Annotated in this window: 16 protein-coding genes; 11 read left to right on the forward strand and 5 right to left on the reverse strand. The window is 60.8% G+C overall.

The features are described 5' to 3' along the window. Positions 1-11 precede the first annotated feature (11 nt). Both ACEN93_RS17900 and ACEN93_RS17905 read right to left on the reverse strand, forming a co-directional pair. Complete coding sequence (locus tag ACEN93_RS17900; protein ID WP_495610329.1) at positions 12-827, reverse strand: ABC transporter ATP-binding protein; 816 nt, start codon at positions 825-827, stop codon at positions 12-14. After that, the gene (locus tag ACEN93_RS17905) at positions 824-2422 is read right to left on the reverse strand and encodes an ABC transporter permease (protein WP_495610330.1); all 1599 of its coding nucleotides are present in this window, start codon (positions 2420-2422) and stop codon (positions 824-826) included. The genes ACEN93_RS17900 and ACEN93_RS17905 overlap by 4 nt, the downstream gene beginning before the upstream one ends. A gap of 309 nt (positions 2423-2731) precedes the next feature. Here ACEN93_RS17905 and ACEN93_RS17910 point away from each other — a divergent pair, with 309 nt between their 5' ends. Beyond that, the gene (locus tag ACEN93_RS17910; protein WP_085667641.1) at positions 2732-3745 is read left to right on the forward strand and encodes an ABC transporter substrate-binding protein; all 1014 of its coding nucleotides are present in this window, start codon (positions 2732-2734) and stop codon (positions 3743-3745) included. Positions 3746-3784: 39 nt separating this feature from the next. On the opposite strand, the gene ACEN93_RS17915 is transcribed toward ACEN93_RS17910, so the two are convergent. Next, positions 3785-4705 carry a LysR family transcriptional regulator gene (locus tag ACEN93_RS17915; protein WP_414881268.1) on the reverse strand — a complete coding sequence of 307 codons (921 nt, stop codon included), beginning with the start codon at positions 4703-4705 and terminating at the stop codon, positions 3785-3787. 180 nt (positions 4706-4885) lie between these two features. On the opposite strand from ACEN93_RS17915, the gene ACEN93_RS17920 reads away from it, so the two are divergent. Next, positions 4886-5806: a TauD/TfdA dioxygenase family protein gene (locus ACEN93_RS17920; protein ID WP_103385555.1), complete on the forward strand. Its 921-nt coding sequence runs from the start codon at positions 4886-4888 to the stop codon at positions 5804-5806. A 136-nt stretch (positions 5807-5942) separates the two neighbouring features. Here the strand turns inward: ACEN93_RS17920 and ACEN93_RS17925 are convergent, their stop codons facing one another. Together ACEN93_RS17925 and ACEN93_RS17930 are read right to left on the reverse strand one after the other, a co-directional pair. After that, positions 5943-7553 (reverse strand): alkaline phosphatase family protein, encoded by a 1611-nt coding sequence (locus ACEN93_RS17925; protein ID WP_495610331.1) that lies wholly within the window; start codon positions 7551-7553, stop codon positions 5943-5945. Positions 7554-7654: 101 nt separating this feature from the next. Continuing rightward, the gene (locus ACEN93_RS17930) at positions 7655-8599 is read right to left on the reverse strand and encodes a LysR family transcriptional regulator (protein WP_127796589.1); all 945 of its coding nucleotides are present in this window, start codon (positions 8597-8599) and stop codon (positions 7655-7657) included. Between the two features lie 165 nt (positions 8600-8764). On the opposite strand from ACEN93_RS17930, the gene ACEN93_RS17935 reads away from it, so the two are divergent. The 9 genes from ACEN93_RS17935 (at position 8765) to ACEN93_RS17975 (ending at position 18075) form a co-directional block, all read left to right on the forward strand. Then, positions 8765-11125 (forward strand): TonB-dependent receptor, encoded by a 2361-nt coding sequence (locus tag ACEN93_RS17935; protein WP_074689406.1) that lies wholly within the window; start codon positions 8765-8767, stop codon positions 11123-11125. Between the two features lie 23 nt (positions 11126-11148). Beyond that, on the forward strand, positions 11149-12492 hold the full coding sequence (locus tag ACEN93_RS17940) for an aryl-sulfate sulfotransferase (RefSeq protein ID WP_074689408.1): 1344 nt from the start codon (positions 11149-11151) through the stop codon (positions 12490-12492). Between the two features lie 181 nt (positions 12493-12673). Then, positions 12674-13000, forward strand: coding sequence for a hypothetical protein (locus tag ACEN93_RS17945; protein ID WP_039764506.1), 327 nt, complete (start codon positions 12674-12676; stop codon positions 12998-13000). 379 nt (positions 13001-13379) lie between these two features. Continuing rightward, complete coding sequence (locus ACEN93_RS17950; protein ID WP_039764508.1) at positions 13380-14201, forward strand: energy transducer TonB; 822 nt, start codon at positions 13380-13382, stop codon at positions 14199-14201. Positions 14202-14246: 45 nt separating this feature from the next. Further along, on the forward strand, positions 14247-14972 hold the full coding sequence (locus ACEN93_RS17955) for a MotA/TolQ/ExbB proton channel family protein (RefSeq protein WP_011331927.1): 726 nt from the start codon (positions 14247-14249) through the stop codon (positions 14970-14972). A 1-nt stretch (position 14973) separates the two neighbouring features. Then, the gene (locus ACEN93_RS17960) at positions 14974-15375 is read left to right on the forward strand and encodes an ExbD/TolR family protein (protein WP_003220570.1); all 402 of its coding nucleotides are present in this window, start codon (positions 14974-14976) and stop codon (positions 15373-15375) included. 169 nt (positions 15376-15544) lie between these two features. After that, positions 15545-16126: an alpha/beta hydrolase gene (locus ACEN93_RS17965; protein ID WP_007952774.1), complete on the forward strand. Its 582-nt coding sequence runs from the start codon at positions 15545-15547 to the stop codon at positions 16124-16126. Between the two features lie 54 nt (positions 16127-16180). Then, the gene (locus tag ACEN93_RS17970; RefSeq protein ID WP_039764514.1) at positions 16181-17113 is read left to right on the forward strand and encodes a sigma 54-interacting transcriptional regulator; all 933 of its coding nucleotides are present in this window, start codon (positions 16181-16183) and stop codon (positions 17111-17113) included. A 164-nt stretch (positions 17114-17277) separates the two neighbouring features. Then, the gene (locus ACEN93_RS17975) at positions 17278-18075 is read left to right on the forward strand and encodes a MetQ/NlpA family ABC transporter substrate-binding protein (RefSeq protein WP_011331930.1); all 798 of its coding nucleotides are present in this window, start codon (positions 17278-17280) and stop codon (positions 18073-18075) included. The last annotated feature ends 331 nt before the right edge of the window (positions 18076-18406 follow it).

An 18406-nucleotide genomic window follows, 5' to 3' on the forward strand; every position in this document is an offset into this window, starting at 1 on the left:
CAGGCTCCTGTTCAGCAGGCAATGAACGACAGCGGCAGATCGCGGATCTGCACCGGTGCGCTCGGTTGGTAATGGTCGTCACTGGTCAGTTCATGCAGCAGTTCTTCGCGCAGCTGATGGAAGTCGAAACTGCTGCGCTGGCGCGGATGGGGCAGGGCGATGTCCACCACCCGCTTGATCCGGCCGGGGCGCGGTTCCATCACCACCACGCGGTCGGCGAGGAAAATCGCTTCCTCGACATCGTGGGTGACCAGAATCGTGGTGATCTTTGCCCGCTCGCGAATCGCCAGCAGTTCGTCCTGCATCTGCTGGCGGGTGAGCGCGTCGAGGGCACCGAAGGGTTCGTCGAGCAGCAGGATTCGTGGGCTGGCCACCAGACCGCGAGCAATCGCCACGCGCTGGGCCATGCCGCCGGAGAGTTGATGCGGGTAGGCGCGGGTGAAGTCGCGCAGACCCACAAGCTCGATGAAATCATTGATGCGTTGCTGCTTCTCAGCGGCGCTCAGCGGCTCGTTGACCAGGCCCAGGCCAATGTTGTCCGCCACCGTCAGCCACGGGAACAAACGGTGTTCCTGAAACACGATGCCGCGCTCGCCGCCGATACCGCTGACGGCTTTGCCGTCGACGCTGATCTGCCCGCGAAACTGCGTATCGAGGCCCACCAGCAAACGCAGCAAGGTGGATTTGCCGCAGCCGCTGGAGCCGACGATGGCGACGAATTCGCCCTCGGCGATGTCGAGGTTGAATTCGCGAATCGCCTCCAGTTCGAAACCGTCGACGTCAAAAGATTTGCCTACATGGTTGAAGCTGACAATCGGTGCGTTCATGCGTGTCTCCAGCGGGTGGCGCGGATTTCCAGGCGTTGGCCAATGAGGTTGAGCAGGGCGCCGGTGAGTCCGACCAGCAGCATCCCGGCCATGATCAGGTCCATGCGCAGCAGTTGTTGGGCGCCGATCATCTGGCTGCCGATGCCGCCGTTGGACGGCATGAAATATTCGGCGCCGATGGTGCCGAGCCAGGCGTAGATCAGGCTCAGGCGCAGACCGGCGAAAATCCCCGGCGCGGCGCCCGGCAGGACCAGTCGCCGAAGGCGTTGAGCGAGGCTCAAGCGCAGCACCTGCGCGGCTTCGTTGAGTTGTGGCGAGAGGTTGGCGACGCTGCGTTGAGTTGCGACAAACAACGGAAAGAAAGCGGCGAGGGCGACGAACACCCATTTCGCCAGTTCACCTAGCCCGAACCACGCGGTGAGCAGCGGCACCCAGGCGAAAATCGCGATCTGGCGCAGGGCGGCGAAGGTCGGGCCGAGTACGCGTTCGCTGGTGCGCGACAGACCCAGCAATAAACCCAGCCCGAGGCCGAGGCCGCCGCCAATCAACAGGCCACCAAGTGTGCGGCCCAGGCTCAGGGCCATGCCGGAGATCAACGTGCCGTCGAGCAATCCGTTTTTCGTCGCCTCAAGCACCACCCACGGGCTGACCAGAATGTTGGCATCGATCCATTGCTGATCGACCGCCAGTTGCCACAATGCAAACAGCGCCAGCGGCAGCAGCCACGGCTGCACGCGTTGCCAGCCTTCGTAGCGCGGGCCGCGACGAATCTCCGCCGCGGCTGGGTGCGGCCAGTGCACCAGTTTCCTGTCCAGCAGACCGATGCCGCGATCCATCGCCACGCCGATCAGACCGATCACCACGATGCACACGAAGACGATGTCGAGCATGAACAGCTGACGCGCCCAGACCATCAGGTAACCGATGCCTTCGCTGGAGGCCAGCAGCTCGACGGCAAGCAACGACGTCCAGCCAGCGGCCAGTGCCAGACGCACGCCGGCCATGAACGCTGGCAGCGCGGCGGGCAGCACCAGTCGGCGGATCAACAGTCGTGGAGGCAAACGTAAAACAGCGGCGGCTTCGCGCAGCTTGGGTTGCGCATCGCGCACGCCGACCAGCGTATGCAAGGTCACCGGCACCACGATGGCTTTGACCAGCACCACCAGTTTCAGCGTTTCGCCGATGCCGAAAAACACCATGAACAACGGAATCCACGCCAGCGTCGGCACCTGGGCCAGGCCGGCGAATGTCGGGAAGATCAGGCGCTCGAGGCGGCGGCTGAAGCCCAGCGCCGCACCGAGCACTGCGCCGGCGCTAACACCCGCCAGCAGTCCCCAGAACAACCGTTGCAGGCTGATCCACAAATGACTCCACAACTCGCCCTGGGACAATTCGATCGCGCTGCTCCACACCAGTGACGGCGCGGGCAGGATCTGTTCGCTCATCCATTGATTGCGCGCCGCCAGCCACCACAGGGCGAACAGGGAGAGGGGCAGCAGCCACGGCAGCACACGCTGGCCAAGGCTTGGCCATGAGCGCAGTGCTTTCAGCGGTGGTGCGTGCAGCGGCAGGCTGAGCAGGGATTGTCGGGCCATGGTGACCTCCGTTGTCGGGTTGCAGGCAGGCCTGCCTTCATGGAAGTGCGGTATGCAAATTTGATATATAAAAATTCAATTCAATGCTATTGGGAGATAAGCCAGACCATTTAAGGCCTCCAGCCCATGCGCATCCAATGCATTCGGAGAATATTTTCGATGCTCTGCATGCATATCGATCTACAGGCCCTGTGCACTCTGGCTTAGCGTTTAAAGCTATAAAAATGTGCTTTTTAAGTATTTAAACGTTGATGCGGAATGTGCCTACTTTCGGCTCCTCAATGCCCGCCGTGATCAGGAGCCGCACCCATGAACCTTCCTTTCAAACGTGTCATCAGTCTGTTTGCCGCGCCGGCGCTGGCGGGGCTGCTGGCGTTCTCTGCCCAGGCCGACGAGCTCAAGGAAATCAGGATTGCCGTGCCTGATCTGAGCGCCGGTACCCAGCACAGCGGCGGGGGCATCGTGGACGTGCTGCGCGATCAGCAGATCTTCGAAAAGGCCTTCGCCGATCAAGGCATCAAGATTCAGTGGAGCTTCTTCAAGGGCGCTGGACCGGTGATCAACGAAGCGTTCGCCAATGGCCAAGTGGATCTGGCCTATCTCGGAGATCTGGCGGCCATCATCGGCAAGTCCAACGGTCTGGATACGCGCCTGCTCAGCGCCAGCGCCCGGGGTGTGAAGCAATACCTCGGCGTCGTGCCGGGTTCGGGGATCAAGACGCTGCAGGATCTCAAAGGCAAGCGCGTGGCAATCTTCCGCGGCACTGCGACCCAGTTGTCGTTCGATGCGGCGCTGGCCAGCGTGGGCCTGAGCGAGAAGGACGTGAAGGTGATCAACCTCGATTTCAACGCAGCGGTAGCGGCGCTTGCGGCGAAGCAGATCGATGCGTCATGGGGCAGTTCCGGGCTGACCGCGTTGCAGGCCAAAGGCCTGGCCGAGTTGCCTCTGAATACCAAGGATCTCGGTGGCGCCGGCAGTGTGCAGTCGGTGCTGGTGGGGACTGGCAAGTTTGTCGATGGGCATCCGGAAGCCGTGGCAAAACTGCTCAAGGCGCAGCAGCAGGCGGTGGATTGGTTGACGCAAGACAGCAACAAGGACGCCTATGTGCAACTCGTCTCGGGGCTGGCGAGCTATCCGCCGGTGATCCTGACCCAGGATCTGAAGGATCAGAACCTGAGCGAAGTGTTCCCTTCGACACTGGATCCGCTGTTCCTTCAGAACCTGCAGGGCAAGGTGGATCTGGCTGCGCAGCAGAAGCTGATCCGCAAGCCGTTCAAGGTGAACGAGTGGGTGGCGCCTGAACTGGCGGCTGCAAAGCTATGAGTCATGTGGTCATTCCCGCGCAAGGCGTGGGAATGACCCTCATACCGCGATGCTGATCGCCTGTTTATCCACCGCCACCAACGTCTCGATCATCGCCCGCGCTGCCGGTGACAGCCGGAATCCCGTGCGGCTGACGATCCCGCACCGCGCATTCATGCTCTCCAGGTTCTGCGGCAGATTGCGCCAGTGCAGCAGCGCCAGCGAGCCCTGGGCAATGTCCTCGACAAACGCCTCTTCAGTACCGACGCCGATCGCGTTGGATTGCAGCACCACTTTCACCAGCGCCGGAAAGTGCTCGGTCTCGATGGTCGGCGAAAAATCGATCCGCCCGCTGAGATTCGCCAGCAATTTGCGAATGCCCGGCGGGATCAGCGTGGTCGCCAGCGGGTAGTCGAACATGTCGTTGGTCGACAGGCTTTCCTTGGCCAGCAGCGGATGCCCCGGCCGACAGAAAAACACCCCGCGCTTGGGCGTCAGCGGCTGGGTCTGGAAGTTCGGGTCGGACTCGAAATGGCGGATGTCGGCAATGAAGAATTCGATCTCTTCGCGGCTCAGGGCACGGCTGAGTTTTTCCCAGTTATCCACCTGAAAACAGGTGCGCACTTTCGGGTGCGCATTGATGAATTGCGCCACCGCGTCCGGCACCAGTTTCACCGCTGGCGCCGGGCCGCAACCGAAGTGCAGTTCGCCGGCGTCGAGCTTGGTCATCTGCGTCACCTCGGCGCTGAGCAACGCCGCGCCTTGCACCAGGGTCAGGGCGTGTTGCAGCACCACCTGGCCTTCGGGCGTGGGGCGCAGATCCTTGTTGCCGCGATCCACCAGCACGCAGCCGAACTCCTGCTCCAGCCCTTGAATGCTGCGGCTGAACGCCGGTTGAGTGATGCCCATGGCGTCGGCCGCGCGGACAAAACTGCGGTGTTCGTTGAGGGCGATGAAGTAGCGCAACTGGCGAAGATCCATATGCTTTTCCGGCATCCTAAAAATAGCTCGAAGGCATTTGCGACGAGGTTGCTTGAGGTTTTAAATGCAAGCTCTTATTCCGTCAACGAAGCATGTGAATATCTATTAGATGTAAATGGAATATAGATAGAGCGTTGTTTCGCTGCCGTCCAACCGCAAGCAGTCGATGAGGGTCTACCCATGAGCAATGCCGCACTCGCTGTAAAACCCGCTGTCCACACGCTGGACATCCATCCGGTGGCCGGCCGTATCGGCGCCGAAATCCGTGGCGTGCAGCTGTCCGGTGAGCTGGATGCCGCGACGGTTGAAGCCATTCAACAGGCGCTGATCCAGTACAAGGTGGTGTTCTTTCGCGAGCAGACCCAGCTCGACGATCAACGTCAGGAAGCCTTTGCGCATTTGCTCGGCGAGCCGGTGGCGCACCCGACTGTGCCGTCCCGCGAGGGCACCCGTTACCTGCTGGAGCTGGACGGCGCCGAAGGGCAGCGCGCCAACTCGTGGCACACCGACGTGACCTTCGTCGATGCCTACCCGAAAGCCTCGATTCTGCGCTCGGTGGTGGCCCCGGCGTTCGGCGGCGACACGCTGTGGGCGAACACCGCGACCGCGTACAACGAATTGCCGACCGAGTTGCGCGAGCTGGCGGACAAACTGGTGGCCGTGCACAGCAACGAATACGACTACGCCGCCGTGAAGCCGGACGTGTCGGCGGAGAAGCTTGAGCGCTATCGCAAGATCTTCACCTCGACCGTTTATGAGACTGAACATCCGGTGGTTCGTGTACACCCGATCAGCGGCGAAAAGAGCTTGCTGCTGGGGCATTTCGTCAAACGCATCAAGGGCTATTCCCAGGCGGATTCGGCGCACCTGTTCGGCTTGCTGCAGAGCCATGTGATCCGCCAGGAGAACGTCGTGCGCTGGCGCTGGAAGGCCGGTGATGTGGCGATCTGGGATAACCGTTCGACGCAGCATTATGCGATTGATGATTACGGCACTCAGGATCGTGTGGTGCGTCGGGTGACGCTGAAAGGGGAAGTGCCGGTCGGGGCGAATGGGCAGCGTAGCCAGACCATCAAAGGCGCAGAAATCGTCGGCGTTTGAATGATCGTTCCCACGCTCTGCGTGGGAATGCAGCCCGGGACGCTCCGCGTCCCAAAGCGGACGCAGAGCGTCCATTGAGGCGTTCCCACGCGGAGCGTGGGAACGATCAGCACCTCGGCGGGGGGAGCGATCACTGTCACCAAACGCCGATCTGCACCATCTTCTCGGTCTCCGGCTCCCCATAACGAAACCGCTGCCCGCGCAAATCGATCTCCTGATGACTGATCGTCGTGCGCCGCTTCAACCCGCGCACCCACTCGAACAGATGCCCCGCATGCTCCTCGCGCACCGCCGCATACGCCGGGTCCGCGCCCAGATCCTGCAGCTCCTGCGGGTCATTCAACAGATCGAAAAGCTGCGGCCGGAAGCCGTCATACGCCAGGTATTTCCAGCGCTCGCTGCGCACCATGGTCATGCGGCAACGGTCGATCGGCTGGCCCAGTCGCTCCCGTGCCGGGGCCTGGAAGGCGTAGTCGTATTCGCTGATCGCATAGCGGCGCCAGTCGGGGTTTTCACCGTGCAGCAGCGGAATCAGCGAGCGACCTTCCAGGCGATGCTCGGCGCCCGTCACGCCCAGCGCTTCGAGAAAGGTCGGCACGCCGTCGATGGTTTCCGCCAGGCGTTCGTCCACCGTGCCCCGTGTGATGTCCGCCGCCGCACGCGGGTCGCGCACGATCAATGGAACGCCCACCGCCTGCTCCAGCAAAAACTCCTTCTCACCCAGCCAGTGATCGCCCAGGAAGTCGCCGTGATCGCTGGTGAACACGATCAGCGTGTCCTCCCAGCGGCCGTTGCTTTGCAGGAAATCGAACAGCCGCCCCAACTGATCATCGACCTGTTTGACCAGGCCCATGTACGTCGGGATCACGTTCAGTCGTACCAGATCTTTGGAGAAATTCAGGCTTTCCTCATGCTGGCGAAAGGCCTGATAGACCGGGTGGTCGCTTGGAGAGGCATTACGTACCGGTTCGAGAATCGATTTCGTACTGTACAAAGTGTGGTACGGCGCCGGTACGATGTAGGGCCAGTGGGGTTTGATATAGGACAGGTGTAAAAACCACGGTTTTTCACCTTGCTCACCGATGAAGTCGATGGCTCGATTTGTAGTGTAGACAGTCTCTGAATGTTGCTCGGGAATTCGCGCCGGCAAATGGGCATTGCGCATTTTCCAGCCGCTGAGGATTTCTCCGTTGTCGCCTTCGGCCGCGTTGGCCCAGTCATGCCAGGGGTTACGCCCTTCGAAACCCTGCTCGCGCAGGTAGTGGGTGTATGGCGCGGATTCGCGTTTGTCATCGAACAGCGGGTCGTCGGGGAAGATGCCGTCGTGACGAAGGTACGGCTCGAAGCCGACCTCGTTGAGCACTTCGGCCTGGGCGCTTTCAGGGTTGATCGCCAACCGCTGCAAGGCATCCACGTTGGCCGTGGCGTGGGTCTTGCCGACCAGCGCAGTACGAATGCCGTGGGGTCTCAGGTAATCGCCGATGGTCAGTTCTTCCAGCGGCAGCGGCACGGCGTTCCACGCCACCTGATGGCTGCTGACATAGCGCCCGGTGTAGGCCGACATCCGCGACGGCCCGCAAATCGTGCCCTGGGTGTAGGCACGGCTAAAGCGCACGCCGGCGGCGGCCAGGCGATCGATGTTCGGGGTGTGCAGGTGCGGGTGGCCGTAGCAGGACAGGTAATCGCGGCGCAGTTGATCGCACATGATGTACAGCACGTTGCGCACGGGGTTTTGCGGGTTGGACATGGGGTTCACCAGTCAGGAAGACAGGCGAGGTTTTTCGCTTTCGGCGAGGGTGTTCGGCAAGTGCATTCGGGGAATGCTTGCCATGCATGAAACGCATGGGCTCAGACGGCGAGGTTCGCCAGTGAACACACCTCTTCTTCTACCGCATCGATCGCCTTGATCTGCTCGATCATCGCCTCGGCCAGTGGCGACAACCGATACCCGGCGCGGCTGACGATTCCATAACGGGTGTAAAGCTCCTCCAGATCATCCGCCAACCCTTCGACCTTCAAGCACACCAGCTCACCCCGGGCTTGATGCAGTGCATCCGAATAGGCACCGACGATGCCGATCGCATCCGAACGCAACACCACGCCGAGCAGGCTGGCGCTGTTCTCGCACTCTACGTTCGGGACGAAATCCGGCCGGCCACTGAGGTCGACGATGACCTTGCGCAGGTTTGGCGGGCGAATGCTCACGGCCAATGGATAACTCATCAGTTGCTCGGCGGTGACCCGATCCGATGCGGCCAGCGGATGCCCGGCGCGGCAGCAGAAATGCCATTTGCGCGGTCGCAACCGGTGGGTCAGATAATCCGGATCTGCCTCGAAGTGCCGAGTGTCGGCAACGAAGAATTCGAACTCCTCGCTTAGCAGTCTTTTGCTCAGGCTCTGCCAGTCATCGACCTGGTAATGCACCCGCGCTTTCGGGTAGCGGCCGATGAAGCTGCCGATCGCTCGCGGGATTAATCCCGCCGCCGGCGCCGGGCCGCAACCGAAGCGTAACTCTCCGGCCTCCAGCCCGTTGAACTGGCTGATCTCGTTGGCCATCTGCTGCGCACCGCTGACCAGCCGCCGCGCATGTTCAAGCAGCACCTGGCCCTGTTTGGTCGGCGGTAATTCCTTGCGTCCGCGATCCACCAACTGGCAACCGACGCTGTGCTCCAGCGCCTGAATGCTGCGGCTGAATGCCGACTGCGACAGGTTCACCGCCTGCGCGCCGGCGACGAAGCTGCGTTGTTCGGCAAGGGCAATGAAGTGTCTGAGTTGGCGCAAGTCGATATGCATTTTTCACATAAAAAATATCCGGGAAATGCATTGGATATGCATTAGGTCGACTCCTTATAAAGGCAATCTCTTATGCAGTAAATCTTTGTAAAAACATAAATAAATAACTTAAAAGAATATGCGGCACGGAAGATGTCTGCGTGTTTTTTGACCAGGAGCAGTCCCATGAGTCCGTTGAACCTCGCTTCACCGCCGCCGCCACGACGGCTCAAACGCCTGCCTCTGGCCCTGTTGCTGGCGGGGAGTGCCAGTTGGACCCACGGCTACGCCGCTGAGACAGAAACTCCCGCGCCGGCACCGACTGGCAAGACCGCGACCGCCACTTCGCAACTGGAAACCGTGACCGTTACCACCCGCCGTCGCGAAGAAAGTTCTCAGGACGTGCCGACGCCCATGAGCGTGGTCAGCGGCCAGACTCTGGAGACGCAGCGGGTCTACCGGATTCAGGATCTGCAGCAACTGGTGCCCAGCGTCAACGTCGCCTACATGCATGCGCGCCAGTCCAGCGTGTCGATCCGGGGCCTGGGCAACAACCCGGCCAGCGATGGTCTGGAAGGCAGCGTCGGGCTGTACATCGACAACGTTTATCTGGGTCGCCCGGGGATGGCGGTGTTCGATCTGATGGACATCGAGCAGCTGGAAGTCCTGCGCGGGCCGCAGGGGACGTTGTTCGGCAAGAACACCACCGCCGGCGTGATCAACATCAGCACCCGCGCGCCGAGTTTCACCCCGGAGCGCAGCATCGAAACGTCGGTCGGCGAGGACGGTTATTTCCAGACCAAGGGCACGCTTTCCGGGCCGCTCAACGATCAGTTGGCCGGACGCATCTCTGCCTATCGCACCCGCAGCGACGGTGACATCAAGAACGAATTCAACGGCCATGATCTGAACGGCGGCTCCCGCGACGGCTTCCGGGCGCAACTGCTGTTCAAGCCCAACGAGAATTTCAACCTGCGCTGGATCGGTGACTACAACGAAGAGGATTCCAGCGCCGGCACCCGCGTGCTGTACAACACCGGGCCGACCATCAATGGCGTCAATCTCTACTCGGCCCGCGCCGCCGCTGCCGGCGCGACACTGGTCAACGGCTCGCACCGCAAGGTCAATCTGGACAACGACCAGCACGTCACCGTGCATCAGGGCGGCACATCGGTGGAGGCCAACTGGACCCTGCCGAGCGACTTCACCCTGACCTCGGTCAGCTCCTACCGCTTCTGGAATTTCACCCCGCGCAACGACGATGGCCTCAATGTGCCGGCCACCTACAACGCCGGGGTGTCGGTGGAGGACAAACAGTATTCCCAGGAATTTCGTCTGGCGTCGCCCAAGGGCGAGTTCTTCGATTACGTCCTCGGTGCTTATTACTTCGGCTCGGATCTGGACAACAAATCCTTCGCCTATTACGGCCCGCAGGCAGACATCTGGAACGGCACGCCACGGGGTGCGCTGGCCAACGTCAACAGCGTCGGTCGTGGCCACATCAAGACCGACAGCTTCGCGCTGTTCGCCCAAGGCACCTGGCACCTGACACCGCGACTGGATTTCACCGCCGGGGTGCGTGGCACCTATGAAGAGAAGAACGCCTGGGTCAATCGTGACGCGCCGGTCGGTGGCGCCGCTGTCACGGGTGCCGCAGCCACTGCGCGACGCGGCCGCACCGGTGCCTACGATTCCGGCGACCTGAATCAGTACAGCTCCAGCCCGTCCGGATTGCTCAACCTCAGCTATCGCTTCACCGATGACCTGCTCGGCTACGCCACTTTGTCTCACGGCGAAAAATCCGGTGGGGTCAACCTCGTGGTCGGCTCGGCCCCGACCGCTGGCGCCGACTCGCTGCTGATCGGCACCGAGCGCGCCAACAACGCTGAACTCGGCTTCAAGAGCACGCTGTGGGATCGCCGTTTGCAGCTCAACGCCAACGTGTTCTGGACTCAGGTCAACGCTTACCAGACCAACGCCTACGACGACGTCAACCGTGTGCAATACCTGACCAACGCCGGCTCGGTGCGCTCGCGCGGGGTGGAATTCGAAAGCACCTTGATCCCGCTGCGCGGCCTGACGCTGAACTTCAACGGCTCGTACAACGACGTCAGCTATCTCTCCTACAAGGACGCGCCGTGCCCGCCTGAAGTCAGCCAGGCACCGGGTGCTCCGGCCTCGTGCGACCTCAGCGGCCATCAGGTGGTCGGCGCCTCGAAATGGATCGGCAACGCCAACGGCAAGTACGAATGGAATCTGGATAACGGTCTGCAACCTTACGTCACCGGCAGCTACGCGTTCCGCTCCAAAGCGGTGGGCACGGTCGAAGATTCCGACTACGGCCAGATCCCGAGTTACGCGGTGGTCAATCTCTCCACCGGCCTGCGCGGCGATTTCAATCAGGGTCAGTGGGACGTCTCGCTGTGGCTGAAAAACGCCTTCGACAAAACCTACTACACAACCCTGTGGACCGGCGGCAACGGAGGCTATGAAGGCCTGCTCGGTACGCCGCGCACCCTCGGCGTCACCGGTCGCTACGACTTCTGATCGATCCTTCAAGGAGCTGCATCATGTTGCGCATCAAAACCGCTTTACCGGTGTTGTTGTCCGGCGCAGTGCTCAGTGCCGGGGCGCTCGCCGCGCCGAGCGTTTATCCCACCGGCGTCACCCGATACGACCCGGCCAAGGCCTTCAATCAGTATGTGATCTTCAGCGGTGCCGACAAGCAGACGCACCTGATCGACATGAACGGCAACGAGGTGAAGAGCTGGCCGCAGTCGGGTTTCCCGTCGGCGATCATCGACCCGCAACTGGTCGGTGGCGAGCGTGGCCATGTGTTGTTGCAACTGAGCGAAAAGGATCCGGGCAAGCTCGGTTCCGCTGGCAATGGCCTCGGCAATCAGAGCGTCGGCGAGCTGGACTGGAATGGCAAAGTCGTCTGGCAGTGGGGCGACAAGGCCCCCGGTGGGGCGGCGCAACAGCATCACGATCAGCGTCGCCTGAGCAACGGCAACACCGTGGTGCTGGCGAACAAGGTGCACAAGGTCAAAGGCTTCAAGGTGCCCGAGGTGATCGACGATGTGATCTATGAAGTCAGCCCCGCCGGCGAGGTGAAATGGCAGTGGCTGGCGTCGGATCACTTGAACGAATTCGGCTTCACCGCCGAGCAGTTGAAGCTGGTTCGCGCCAGTGAAAATCCGGATTACCTGCACATCAACAACCTCAGCCTGGTCGGGCCGAACAAGTGGTTCGATGCCGGCGACAAGCGCTTCAATCCGGACAACCTGCTGATCGATTCGCGCAACGCGAACTTCATCGCGATCATCGACAAACACAGCGGCAAGGTGGTCTGGCGCCTGGGGCCGAATCTGCCGTTGGCCAATCCGAAAACCGCGCAGAAAATTCCGCGCCCGGTAGACCAGTTCGTCGGTCAGCATGACGCGCACATCATCCCCGCCGGACTGCCCGGCGCGGGCAATCTGCTGGTGTTCGACAACCAGGGTTCGGCGGGTTACCCGAACGTCACGCTGGGGCTGATTTCCGGTTCGCGGGTGCTGGAGATCGACCCGGTGAAAAATGAAATCGTCTGGCAGTACAGCGCCGCCAATTCAAAGCAGCCGGGGTGGGCGTTTTACAGCTCGTTCATCAGCAGCGCGCGGCGCTTGCCCAACGGCAATACGCTGATCGATGAAGGCATGAACGGGCGGTTTTTCCAGGTGACGGCCAGTGGTGAAAACGTCTGGGAATACGTCAGCCCTTATTTGGGCAAGGCACCGGGCAGCGACGCGATCAGCAACTGGGTCTATCGGGCCCTTCCTGTGAGTTATGACTGGGTGCCGGCAGAAACGCCGCGCTCGGAAACGGCAGTGATTGCGCCGGCCATTGGTGTGCAACAAACCAATGCCAGTCGTTAGTTATTAAGAGTCTTCCGAATCGAAATAAGTTATGAGCGACATGAATAGTGCATATAGCAATTTCGTTGAAAAGTCGCGTGGACAATAAATGAATGTCCAACCATCCTGAGTGTCGTGAGTTTCCAGGAGGAAACTTGCTCTCATCGGAAGACACTTATCCAACGATAAAGGAAATCTCGTTATGTCGAGCATTAATGGCACTTATGTAAATGCCAACTCTGGCGCCAAGCTGGTTATCACCGACGGTAATGATTCCAATGGTAGCTTCAGCGGCACCCTCAGCCAGGGTGGCGTGAATTACGACATCCGTTACGGGAACTACCACTTCCAGAACAGCACCGGCAACCCGACTACAATCGCGGTACTGGCTCAGAACGGAAATAGTGGGTATCAGACCTGGACGCTGTTTTCGCCTGATCACAACTACGCAAAACTCCGGGCTACCGGCTCCCGCGTGAACTTCGATGGTGAAGTTGTGAACTTGGGTGGTGAGTTTCTGAAGCAATAAGAAATTCCGCAAATCGAAGGCCGATGCATTAAACATGCATCGGCCTTTTTGTTTGTCCTTTAAAAAGTTTGTCAACTATCACCTTGGAATTAGTTGTCACTGAATCCCGGGTCACCGATAACCCGATGCCTTGGATGAATACTTTTTATGCCGGGAAAGCATGTCGATTTTGGCGAATCGCTGGAAGCCTTGCAGGCCGTGGCTTTGGCGGAAATGACCGTTTCATATATTCCATAAACGTCTATTCATAACATGAAAGATTACTTTCGGAGATAAGCGTCTAGCCCAATGATTGACCCATCGATCACGCCGTGGGGGATTCAACAAGCGGCGAATCGGCTACGCGAAAAAACGCAAAGAGACCGCAGGGAGTAAATCAATGGGCAATGTCCAGACCGCCGCCAGCGCACAGGAGGTGCTGTGGCGCCAGGCGCCGAGCGGCGAGTTGGTCGATCTCGGCCGGCCCCATCGCGTGCCGTTGGGGCAGCTGCGTTTGCAGCGCGCGCCCAAGGGCATTCTGAGCCGCCGCGAAACGATTCTGCTCGGCGTTCTGGCGCTGGTGGTGCACGGCGCGGTGATCTACTGGATCAACCAGCATCCGACGCCGGCGCTGCCGATCGTGCCGCCGGAAATTCCGCCGATGACCATCGAGTTTTCGCGCCCGGCGCCACCGGCACCACCTGTAGTTGTGCCGCCGCCACCGGCACCGGTGGTCGAGCCTCCGCCGCCGGTGGAAGACGAATTGGCAACCAAGCCGCCACCGAAGCCGAAGCCGATTGCCAAACCGAAACCGGTCGCCAAACCCGTACCGAAACCAGCGCCAAAAGCCGTCGAGCAACCACCGGCGCCGCCACAACCGGCCGCCCCGGCCGCCCCGGTCGCCGCGCCCGCGCCACCTGCACCACCAGCGCCTGCTCCGGTGACGCCGGCCTCGGCCAACGCCGCGTACCTGAAGAACCCGGCGCCGGAATATCCGTCGCTGGCCCAGCGTCGCGGTTGGGAAGGCACGGTGTTGCTGCGGGTACACGTGTTGGCCAGCGGCAAACCGGGCGAGATCCAGATTCAGAAAAGCAGTGGCCGGCAACAACTCGACGACGCGGCGCTGGACGCCGTGAAGCGCTGGAGCTTCGTGCCGGCCAAGCAGGGTGATGTCGCCCAGGACGGCTGGGTCAGCGTACCCATCGATTTCAAGATTCATTAAACCGAAACCAATTTCGCGCTAAACGTTTACACGAGGGAACACATCATGACGTTACTGGCATCTCCACTGGAATCCATCGAAAGCGCGGTGATCTGGCTGCTGGTGGTCTTCTCTGTCGCCACTTGGGGCCTGGCATTGCTCAAGGCTGTGCAGTTCGGCCGGTTGAAGGCGCAGGACCGCAAATTTCACAAGCGCTTCTGGGCGGCGTCGAGTCTGGACTCCGCCGCCGAGTTGAGCGAAACCCAGCCCGGCGCGGCAGCGCGGGTGGCACAGGCCGGTTATGCGGCGATACAAGTGGGCGAGGCGCCGCAGGCCAATGACCTGAGCCAGGCGATCAACCATCAAGATCGCCTCGAACGTGCCTTGCGCCAGCAGATCGTCCGCGAGCGTCGTTCGCTGGAGACCGGTCTGGCAGTGGTCGCGAGTATTGGCAGCACCTCGCCGTTCATTGGTCTGTTCGGTACGGTGTGGGGAATCATGGAAGCGTTGAAAGGCATCAGCGCGGCGGGTTCGGCGAGCCTGGAAACGGTCGCCGGTCCCATCGGTGCAGCTCTGGTCGCCACCGGTGTGGGGATCGCGGTCGCGGTGCCGGCGGTGCTGGTTTACAACTACTTTTTGCGTCGTCTGAAACTGACGGCGGCGGACCTGGACGACTTTGCCCACGACTTCTACAGCCTGGCGCAAAAAAGCTCGTTCCGCGTGCTGATCCACCCGACCGCGCACAAGGCTGCGGCCCAGGGCAACGCAACAAAAGTGAAGGAGGCGTCCTGATATGGCCTTCTCCACGCAAGACAGCGACGAGGTGCTGAGCGAGATCAATGTGACGCCGCTGGTGGACGTGATGCTGGTGCTGCTGGTGGTGTTCATCGTCACCGCGCCGCTTTTGACCAACGCAATACCGATCAACCTGCCGAAGACCGAAGCAGTGGCGCCGGTCGAGCAGAAAGACCCGTTGGTGGTGAGCATCGACGGTGCGGGAAAACTGTTTATCAACAAGGACGAAATCCAGCCGGATCTGCTGGAATTCAACCTCAAATCGGCCAAGGCCAAGGACCCGGAAGTGCGCGTGCAATTGCAGGCGGACGACGGGGTGAATTACGGCGAAGTGGCGCGAGCCATGGCTTCGATTGAGCGGGCGGGCATCACCAAGCTGTCGGTGATCACTGCACGATAAGGGTTTCACGTTTTTCCGGGGCCGTCTCCTTGGCAGGGTGCGGCCCCTTTTTTTGCCCAATGCTTGATATTCTTTTCGGGTATTAATAAATAGCTTCTTATTCCTTAACGAATATAAATCCCGTCCCTATACTCGTTCAGGAACAGACACGACGCAGGAGAGCTCCCCCATGCGCAACGAATCAATCCGTTATCTGATTGTGCCGGGCTGGCAAGGATCGCCAGAAGATCATTGGCAAACCCACTGGCAGAACAGCCTGCCCAACAGCGCGCGGGTGGAGCAGGCCGACTGGCTGACGCCGCGTCGTGAAGACTGGGTCGCGGCGCTGGCCGAGGCGATTGCCGCCGACAGCTCGCCGGTGATTCTGATCGCGCACAGCCTGGGTTGCATCACCGTGGCGCACTGGGCGGCCACCGCGCCGCTGCATCACTTGCGTCAGGTGCGCGGGGCGCTGCTGGTTGCGCCGGCGGATGTCGAGCGTCCGGCCTGCGTGCCGGCGCTGCGCAATTTCGCGCCGATCCCGACCGATCTGCTGCCCTTCCCGAGCCAGGTCGTCAGCTCCGACAACGACGCCGCCGTCAGTGCGCCGCGTGCGCTGGAACTGGCGCGCAACTGGGGCGCCGAGGCGGGGATTCTCGCGGGCGCCGGCCATATCAACGTGAAGTCCGGGCATCAACGCTGGGAGCAGGGATTCGCTTATCTGTATCGCCTGCAAAACCGCATGGAACACCACGCCCGGCGCCGTGCCTGACCACTTTTTTTTTCAACGCCCCCGTCTCCCGGCGATTTGGGGCGGGAGTCTGCCATGAGTTTTGAAACCTTCGGCCAGCCGTTGCTGACCTTTCCCGATGCGGAAAAAAGTCCCCTGAGCATCCGCGCCAAGGCGCTGGTGTTCGTCGATCCACGCTCGCGCCAGTTGCGCGAGGAAATGGCCCAGCTCGCACCGCGCTCGATCTCGGTGTTGATTCGCGGCGAGACCGGCACCGGCAAGGAATTGCTCGCCCGCCACATTCACCGCGCCAGTGATCGCAGCGGGCTGTTTGTCTCGGTCAATTGCGGGGCGATCAGCCCGACCTACGCCGATGCGGAGTTGTTCGGCTACGCCGCCGGCAGCTACAGCGGATCGGCCAGCAGTCGCGCCGGCTGGTTCGGCTCGGCCAACGGCGGCACCTTGTACCTGGACGAGATCGGCGACCTGCCGCTGCCGATCCAGATCAAATTGCTTTCCGCTCTGGAAAACCACGAAGTCACCCGCGTCGGTGCGCATCAACCAAGCCCGGTGGACGTGCGCCTGGTGGCGGCGACCAGCATCGATCTGGCCCAAGCGGTGGCGGCGGGGAAATTCCACGAGCGGCTTTATCACTATCTCAGCGAAGGGCATCTGGAACTGCCGGCATTGCGTGCGCGGGTCGGCGATATTCTGTCGTTGGCCGAGTACTTCCTCGGCATCTACAGCCAGCGCCTGGATCTGCCGGTGCCTTTGATCAGCGAAGCGGCGCAACAGGTGCTCGAGCAACACAGCTGGCCGGGCAACACTCGGGAGCTGGAAAACGTCATTCATTTTGCGTTGCTGGTGAGCACCGGCGACGAAATCCTGCCGGAGCACCTGAACCTGCCCGAGGTGTCTGGGCCGCAGGTTCAGATCGAGCGTCAGGTGGCGAGCGTGAGCCTCAACGGCACCGTCGACGAACGTAAGGCATTGAAAGAATTGCTGTTGAGCCTGAGCGAGGCGTTGTAACCATTTTGTTCAACATGAACAAAATGGAATATGAAGCTGAATAAACGTTATTGTCCGGGAATAAAAAATCCCGGTATTGTCCGCTTCACGCCAGCAGTAGCACATCGCTGGCACACGTATTAATGCCGTCGTCGATGACGACCGATTTTCGATAAGGACACTGCATGAAAAAGGTTCTGTTGTTTACCGCATTGGCGGCTGCTCTGACTGCTTCCCTGGCCCAGGCCGGCGAGAAACTGGTGGTTGCTGCGACGCCGGTACCGCACGCCGAGATCCTCGAACTGATCAAGCCGACCCTTGCCAAAGAAGGTGTGGATCTGGAAATCAAGGTCTTCACCGACTACGTACAGCCGAACGTACAGGTTGGCGAGAAGCGTCTGGACGCCAACTACTTCCAGACCAAGCCTTACCTGGACAGCTTCAACGCCGGCAAATACAAGGACGACAAGGCCAAGTACCTGGTGACCGTGCAAGGCGTGCACGTTGAACCGTTCGGTGGCTACTCGAGCAAGTACAAGACCCTGGCTGAACTGCCGGACGGCGCTACCATCGCCATTCCGAACGAAGGCAGCAACAGCGGTCGCGCTCTGATCCTGCTGCAGAAGGCTGGCCTGATCGAACTGAAAGATCCGAAGAACGCCCTGGCCACGCCGAAAGACATCGCCAAGAACCCGCACAACTTCAAGTTCAAGGAACTGGAGTCGGCCCTGCTGCCGCGTGTTCTGAAAGAAGTCGACCTGGACATGATCAACACCAACTACGCGCTGGAAGCCAAGTTGAACCCGACCAAGGACGCCCTGGTGATCGAAGGCGCGGATTCGCCTTACGTGAACTTCCTGGTCGCCCGTGAAGACAACAAGAACAGCGACGCCATCAAGAAACTGGCCGCTGCCCTGACCAGCCCTGAAGTCAAAGCGTTCATCGAGAAGAAGTACAACGGCGCGGTACTGCCGGCGTTCTGATCCGACGCAACAGCAACCCCCTTCAAGGTTGAAAAAAAACGCCGATGACCAGCGATGGTCATCGGCGTTTTTGTGTGTGCGTTTGCGATGATCGTTCCCACGCTCTGCGTGGGAATGCCTCATCGGACGCTCTGCGTTCGGCTCTTGATGGGACGCGGAGCGTCCCGGGCTGCATTCCCACGCGGACGGTTCGACGCCTCGACGTGGGAACGATCGAAGTGGGGGCTACGCAGCGCTGGTTTTCAGCGCCCTGCGCAAAGCCACCAGCCATTTCACGAAATCCTGCGGGTCCGGTCGCTGCGGCACTTTTACGTCCATGTTCTCTTCCTTG

The organism is Pseudomonas sp. Pseusp21 (genome assembly GCF_059492145.1).

Coding starts and splice junctions, on each gene's coding strand:
- ACEN93_RS17925 (WP_495610331.1), bottom strand. CDS start 7,553: ATGTCCAACCCGCAAAACCCCGTGCGCAACGTGCTGTACATCATGTGC.
- ACEN93_RS17905 (WP_495610330.1), bottom strand. CDS start 2,422: ATGGCCCGACAATCCCTGCTCAGCCTGCCGCTGCACGCACCACCGCTG.
- ACEN93_RS17965 (WP_007952774.1), top strand. CDS start 15,545: ATGCGCAACGAATCAATCCGTTATCTGATTGTGCCGGGCTGGCAAGGA.
- ACEN93_RS17920 (WP_103385555.1), top strand. CDS start 4,886: ATGAGCAATGCCGCACTCGCTGTAAAACCCGCTGTCCACACGCTGGAC.
- ACEN93_RS17900 (WP_495610329.1), bottom strand. CDS start 827: ATGAACGCACCGATTGTCAGCTTCAACCATGTAGGCAAATCTTTTGAC.
- ACEN93_RS17930 (WP_127796589.1), bottom strand. CDS start 8,599: ATGCATATCGACTTGCGCCAACTCAGACACTTCATTGCCCTTGCCGAA.
- ACEN93_RS17940 (WP_074689408.1), top strand. CDS start 11,149: ATGTTGCGCATCAAAACCGCTTTACCGGTGTTGTTGTCCGGCGCAGTG.
- ACEN93_RS17915 (WP_414881268.1), bottom strand. CDS start 4,705: ATGGATCTTCGCCAGTTGCGCTACTTCATCGCCCTCAACGAACACCGC.
- ACEN93_RS17975 (WP_011331930.1), top strand. CDS start 17,278: ATGAAAAAGGTTCTGTTGTTTACCGCATTGGCGGCTGCTCTGACTGCT.
- ACEN93_RS17935 (WP_074689406.1), top strand. CDS start 8,765: ATGAGTCCGTTGAACCTCGCTTCACCGCCGCCGCCACGACGGCTCAAA.
- ACEN93_RS17955 (WP_011331927.1), top strand. CDS start 14,247: ATGACGTTACTGGCATCTCCACTGGAATCCATCGAAAGCGCGGTGATC.
- ACEN93_RS17910 (WP_085667641.1), top strand. CDS start 2,732: ATGAACCTTCCTTTCAAACGTGTCATCAGTCTGTTTGCCGCGCCGGCG.
- ACEN93_RS17970 (WP_039764514.1), top strand. CDS start 16,181: ATGAGTTTTGAAACCTTCGGCCAGCCGTTGCTGACCTTTCCCGATGCG.
- ACEN93_RS17950 (WP_039764508.1), top strand. CDS start 13,380: ATGGGCAATGTCCAGACCGCCGCCAGCGCACAGGAGGTGCTGTGGCGC.
- ACEN93_RS17960 (WP_003220570.1), top strand. CDS start 14,974: ATGGCCTTCTCCACGCAAGACAGCGACGAGGTGCTGAGCGAGATCAAT.
- ACEN93_RS17945 (WP_039764506.1), top strand. CDS start 12,674: ATGTCGAGCATTAATGGCACTTATGTAAATGCCAACTCTGGCGCCAAG.